At 50.4% G+C, this 3,651-nt stretch carries 4 protein-coding genes and 1 pseudogene; all 5 read left to right on the top strand.

Annotated features, from left to right (window positions below):
* A partial coding sequence (locus ACY692_RS14530; RefSeq protein ID WP_462326095.1) for an IS4 family transposase occupies window positions 1-1,256 on the top strand: 1,256 nt, incomplete at its 5' end.
* Between the two features lie 108 nt (window positions 1,257-1,364).
* Complete coding sequence (locus ACY692_RS14525; RefSeq protein WP_462326094.1) at window positions 1,365-2,096, top strand: ABC transporter ATP-binding protein; 732 nt, start codon at window positions 1,365-1,367, stop codon at window positions 2,094-2,096.
* Window positions 2,084-2,588 (top strand): annotated as a pseudogene (locus ACY692_RS14520) (ATP-binding cassette domain-containing protein); the annotation flags it as partial. The gene ACY692_RS14525 and the pseudogene ACY692_RS14520, both read left to right, overlap by 13 nt.
* Window positions 2,589-2,606: 18 nt before the next feature.
* On the top strand, window positions 2,607-2,879 hold the full coding sequence (locus ACY692_RS14515) for an ABC transporter ATP-binding protein C-terminal domain-containing protein (protein WP_462326096.1): 273 nt from the start codon (window positions 2,607-2,609) through the stop codon (window positions 2,877-2,879).
* A 345-nt stretch (window positions 2,880-3,224) separates the two neighbouring features.
* On the top strand, window positions 3,225-3,651 hold a 427-nt coding region (locus ACY692_RS14510), incomplete at its 3' end, for an NAD(P)/FAD-dependent oxidoreductase (RefSeq protein WP_462326093.1).

Here is a 3,651-nt window from a genome sequence, read left to right as displayed (position 1 = left end):
AAATAGTACAGGTAGTAGTTTTTCGTTATAGTAGAGAGTTTTTGCAGTCAAATCTCTACAGGAATATCGTCATCAATCCCGAACGTAAAATCAGTAAAGATGCAATATATGATTTTCTTCGTTCAAGTCGTTTTAGCTGGAGAAGATTCCTTTTGACTTTAGGCTTTCAATCATATGAAATGATTGATGAACTGACAAATAAAGATCGTGATCCTGTGCTTATCTTTGATGATTCAACGATATCACGTCCGCGGTCAAAAAATGTCGAACTCTTGGCCAAAGTTTTTGATCACACAACAGGGAGGTATCTGAGAGGCTTCAGAATGCTCACCATGGCTTGGTCTGACGGGTCGACACTGTTACCGCTTGATTTCGCACTACTTTCATCGAGAAAAAAGAAACATCGATATCAAGAGGCTGCTAAAAATTTGGATAAGAGAACGTGTGGTGCCAGACGACGACAGGAGTCTGTAACCAAAGCTACAGATTTGATTACCCCCATGATTGAGAGGGCACTACACGCTGGAATCAATGCCAAATATGTTCTCATGGATAGCTGGTTCGGAGTACCTTCCTTGATTGCCAAGGCACGCGAGCACTTGCATGTCATCTGTATGGTCAAACGAACTCCGAAAATTCATTACATCTTCGAGGGCCAAGAACTCAACGCGATCCAAATTTACCGTAAAATCCGAAAACGCAGGGGAAGAGCAAAAATTCTCGCAAATGCACAAGTTCAGATGAAAGAGGGGGGCGAAGCCAAATTGGTTTTCGTCCGCAACCGAAGCAAAAAAGATTGGCTGGCATTGCTGTGTACGGATGAAAACCTTCCGGATGATGAAATAGTTCGCATTTACGGTCGGCGTTGGGATATCGAAGTCTTCTTTCGTACAGCCAAACAGCATCTTGAATTGGAAAAAGGATGCCAGAGCAGAGATTTCGATGCGCTTATAGCACATACCAGCATTGTTATGACCAGGTATATTTTTCTCTGCATAGAAAAACGTCGGACAGAAGATCCCAGAACGCTGGGAATTTTATTTCACCACTTCTGCCAAGAGGCTGCAGATTGTACGTTGATTGAGGCGCTCGGAAGAATTCTCGACATAGTCGTGGAAAATATCCATAAAATCAAAGATCTACCAGCAAATCTGCTCAGCATAATCTTGGAGATAGTTCAAGAAAATATGGATAATTTCGTCAGCGAAAAAGGGTTTATTACCAATGAAAACAAACTATTAACGACTAATGGTTAACTCAGAAAGTCGAGTCATTTAAAAAAGCAAATGATTCCAAACTTAAAACCTAAAACATAAAACGTAAAACCGCCTTCCTAAAACCTAAAACGTAAAACCGAATCTAACATGCTCAACGTCCGCAGCCTGCAAACCTATTACGGACGGATTCATGTCCTCAAGACTGTCTCCCTCCATCTCTCTCCCGGCGAAATCGTCGCGGTTATCGGGGCCAATGGCGCAGGAAAGACCACCCTGCTCAAGACCCTGGTCGGGCTGCTCGAACAGCGATCCGGCTCCATTCAATTCAGTGACCAGAATATTTCGCGCATACCCACGGAAAAACGTCTTCAATCCGGGCTGGTTCTATGCCCGGAAGGGCGCAAGCTGTTCGGTGCGCTGAGCGTACAGGACAATCTTGCCCTGGGAGCCTATTCCAGAAAAAACCGATCCAAAATCAAGAGTGATATGGAACGGCTCAGGGAACAATTTCCCATCCTGAACAAATTCTGGACCCGACCCGCATCCAGTCTGTCCGGTGGCGAGCAGCAGATGGTTGCCTTGTGCCGCGCCCTCATGTCCAATCCCAGGATCCTTTTACTGGACGAACCCTCCCTGGGCCTCTCCCCCCTGCTCTCCCAGGAAATCCTCAAGGCCATTGTCGCCCTCAACCAGGATCAGGGATTGAGTGTCCTGCTCGTGGAGCAAAACGCCCGGGCCGCGCTCAAGATCTGCCACCGGGCCTATGTGCTGGAAACAGGCAGGATCGTCATGGAAGGAGAAGGCCGGGAACTCCTGCACCACAAAGGCGTCCAGCGGGCCTATCTGGGCAAGGGATACGACAAGATATGGGAACGATAAGCATGGACGAACAGACCATCCCCCCCCTTCTGACCCTGGAAGAGGTGAGTAAGAATTTCGGCGGTGTCCAGGCTGTTCTGGAGGTGAGCTTTTCCATCCCCCAGGGTCGGATCACCGGGCTGATCGGCCCCAACGGTGCCGGCAAGACCACCCTGTTCAATCTCATTTCAGGAACCGTTATTCCCAGCTCCGGGTCCATTTTTTTTGCCGACCACACCATAACCAGATCCCCCCCCCCAGAACCGAAGCAGACTCGGCATGATGCGCACCTTCCAGAATTTGAGCCTCTATCCCGAACTCTCCTGTCTGGAAAACGTGACCATCGGTTCCAACGCCTGGTATCGGCCGGCCCCCCTGTCGCTTGTCCGGCCAAAAGGCGGACCCGTCGAACGATCGATCATCAACCAGGCCAGGGACTATCTCGCCCTGGTCGGCCTGGAGGAAAAGAGTGGGCTCGCGCCGGACGAATTATCCTACGGTGACCAGCGCAGGCTGGAAATCGCCCGGGCCATGATGGGCAACCCGAAACTGCTTCTTCTGGACGAGCCCGCTGCCGGACTGAACAACCAGGAATCCCAGGAGCTGGCCGAACTCCTGCTCGCCCTGCGAAAGGATACCGGACTGACCGTTTTGATCATCGAGCACGACATGGACGTGGTCATGACGGTCTCGGATATGGTGCTGGTCCTGGTGGAAGGCCAGCTCCTCCTGGAGGACACCCCCCGCAAGGTCCAGCAGGATCCGCGGGTGATCGAGGCGTATCTGGGTAGAGAAGAAGAATAACTGAAGTGCGCAGTGCATGGTTAGTGCGCAGTGCACAGTGCGCAGTGCACAGAAAAAAACAAAAAATGACAGCTTTTTCAGGACTTATCAGCAATTACAGTAAAATGTTAAAAACAGATTTGACGCAAAACAAAGATGCTTCAATAGTAATATTCCAACAAAGGAACACAAAGTAGATATTGGCATTTTGCCGTTACTGCGCACTGCGCACTGTGCACTGCGTACTTTTTTTGCACTGCGTACTTGTTTGCACTGTGTACTGCGCACTGCAAACTGCGTACTTTTTTTTGCACTGCGTACTGCGTACTGCGCACTGCGAACTGCGCACTACATCAAGGAGAACCCATGTCCCAACACATAGTCATAGTAGGCGGTGTCGCCCTGGGGCCCAAGGCGGCCTGCCGGCTCAAACGGGTCCAGCCCGATGCCCGGGTGACCATGATAGATTCCCAGAAGATCTTTTCCTATGGCGGGTGCGGTATTCCCTACCTGGTTTCCGGGGATGTGAGTGATCCCAAGCAGCTTCGGACCACGAGTTTCCATGCCCTGCGCGACGAGCCTTTTTTCAAACAGGCCAAGGGCGTGGATGTGCTGTCCGAGACAACGGTTCTCAAAATCGATCGCAAGCATAAAAAGGTTCTTGTCCAGGAAAAGAACAAGGAACCTCGTGAGATCGGGTATGATAAACTGGTCCTGGCAACGGGAAGCCGCCCGCGTCCCCTGCCCATTCCCGGGACCGATCTGCCCGGATGTCTACCGGTTGGCTCCATGG

It is taken from the genome of Desulfoplanes sp. (assembly GCF_054921335.1).
Note: the sequence above shows the minus strand (reverse complement) of the source record. Positions and strands in the feature narration are given on the sequence as shown.